Source organism: Syntrophorhabdus sp. (assembly GCA_012719415.1).
Lineage (GTDB): Bacteria > Desulfobacterota > Syntrophorhabdia > Syntrophorhabdales > Syntrophorhabdaceae > Delta-02.
Window position 1 is genome coordinate 1 of sequence record JAAYAK010000184.1, and the last position, 2350, is coordinate 2350.

General features: G+C 56.8%; 3 protein-coding genes. All 3 read left to right on the forward strand.

What is annotated here, in order from left to right; all coding sequences use genetic code 11:
• The coding region (locus GXX82_10720; protein NLT23509.1) for an amidohydrolase family protein at positions 1-605 on the forward strand (605 nt) is incomplete at its 5' end.
• 285 nt (positions 606-890) lie between these two features.
• Positions 891-1745, forward strand: coding sequence for a flagellar motor stator protein MotA (motA, locus tag GXX82_10725; GenBank protein ID NLT23510.1), 855 nt, complete (start codon positions 891-893; stop codon positions 1743-1745).
• A gap of 2 nt (positions 1746-1747) precedes the next feature.
• The coding region (locus GXX82_10730) for an OmpA family protein (GenBank protein NLT23511.1) at positions 1748-2350 on the forward strand (603 nt) is incomplete at its 3' end.

Below are 2350 nucleotides of genomic sequence, written 5' to 3' on the forward strand. Positions count from 1 at the left end.
ACGCGCCGATCCACCTCACCCACATCTCGACGGCGGGCAGCGTGGAGATCATCGAGCGCGCGAAGCGGAGGTTCAGGAAGATCACCTGCGACACGTGCCCCCATTATTTCACGCTCACCGATGAGGCAACCCTCACCTATGACACGAACACGAAGGTGAATCCTCCCTTGAGGTCTCAGGACGACGTCAATGCCATCAAGGAAGGGCTCCGCAAGGGGACCATCGATATCATCGCCACCGACCACGCGCCTCACGAATTCACCTCCAAGGATGTCGAGTTCGACCTGGCGACCTTCGGTATCTCGGGCTTCGAGACGGCCCTTGCGCTGTCGCTGGGCCTCGTCCGGGAGGACATCCTCGACCTGAAGGGCCTTCTCATGAAGATGACCGCCAATCCGGCGAAATTGCTGGGCCTCGAGGCCGGCGTCATAAGCGAAGGAGCCCCGGCCGATATCATCGTCTTCGACCCCGATATGGAATGGACGGTCGACAGAAAGTCCTTCGCCTCGAAGGGAAAGAACACCCCCTTCCACGGCATGACGCTGCGCGGCAGGAACCTCTTCACCATGGTCGACGGAAAGATCGTCTACAACGAATTGGGATAGATAGGGTTTTAAGTTTTAGGTTTTAAGTTTTAGGTTGAAAACAGAAAAAAACCGGCTTTCTTCCCTTGAAATACAGGAGCATCCCGCTATTCTGTTTACCCTGGTCTTTCACTTAAAACTTAAAACCTAAAACTTAAAACCCTATCTTAATCTTTTCCCTTCCTCGTCCGATAACCTCCATACGGAACAGGGCACGGAATACTATCAGTGTACCGGTCCGCGGAGGGCAAAGGGCCCCTCCGGTCCTCTGAAGGCAAGGGGACCCAAGAGGGCGCAAAACTGACTATGTTTGTCATTATCGGTGCTATTGTGGTCCTGGGTGCGGTGTTCGGGGGTTTCGTCCTGGAGGGCGGACCCTTGAAGCTCATCGTGCAGCCCGTCGAGTTCCTCATCATAGGCGGGGCAGCCCTGGGGGCGATGGTGATTTCGGCCCCCAAGAAGCTCCTCATGAAGATCATCGCCAGGGTGATGGCCTCTCTCAAAGGAGGAGCCGTCAACCGCGATCTCTATCTCGACCTCCTGAGACTCATGTACGAGATCTTCCAGGTGACCCGCAAAGACGGCCTCATCGCCCTCGAATCCCATATCGAGCACCCCGATCAGAGCAAGATATTCACCAAGTACCCCAACATCACGCGGCATCACCATATCATCTCCTTCATGACCGACACCTTCAGGCTTATCGTTCTCGGGGGGATCGCCCCTCATGACATCGAGAGCCTCATGGACCTCGATATCGAAACACACCACCAGGAAGGCTCGCAGCCGGGCATGATCCTGCAAAAGATAGGCGATTCCATGCCGGGCCTCGGTATCGTAGCCGCCGTCCTCGGTATCGTCATCACCATGCAGGCCATTGGTGGACCGCCGGAAGAGATCGGTCACAAGGTGGCCGTCGCCCTCGTCGGCACCTTTCTCGGTATCTTCCTCTCATACGGATTCATCCAGCCCATGGCCACGAACCTCGACCTTGCGGCGGAGGAGGAATCGAAGGTCTATGAAGCCATCAAATCGGGCATCATCTCCCTCGCCAAGGGGTTCAACCCGATAGTCTCGGTGGAATTCGCGCGAAGGTCCATTCCCAACGATTACCGCCCTTCTTTCCAGGAGATGGAATCCTTCGTGAAAGGGGTCAAGTAACGATGGACGACCACCAGACTCCCGTAAGGATCATAGTCAAGAAGAAGAGAGGACACGGGGGACACCACGGCGGGGCATGGAAGGTGGCCTACGCGGACTTTGTCACCGCGATGATGGCCCTCTTCATCGTGCTCTGGATCGTGGGGCAGAGTGACGCCGTCAAACAGGCGGTATCAGCCTACTTCAAGGACCCCGGGGTTTTCGAGAGCGGCCGCGGAGGAAGTGTCCTCCAGGGCTCCACGGGTTCGGCGCCAAATCCCACGACGGACGTCTCATCGGAGATCGAAAAACTGAAGGCCGAGGCAAAGAAACTGGAAACGGAGATCAGGTCCAATCCTGAGTTTGAGAAGTTCATAGACAAGATAGAGATCACCGTGACCAGGGAGGGTCTGCGCATCGAACTCCTTGAGAACTCCACCGGCCTCTTCTTCGATGTCGGCAGCGCGAAGTTGAAACCGGAGACGGTGAAGCTCCTCAGACTCGTCGCCATCGAGGTGGGGCACCTCAAGAACAAGGTCATGATCGAGGGCTACACGGACGCGCGTCCCTACGTGAACCCCGATTATACAAACTGGGAACTGAGCGCGGACCGGGCGAACGCGGCC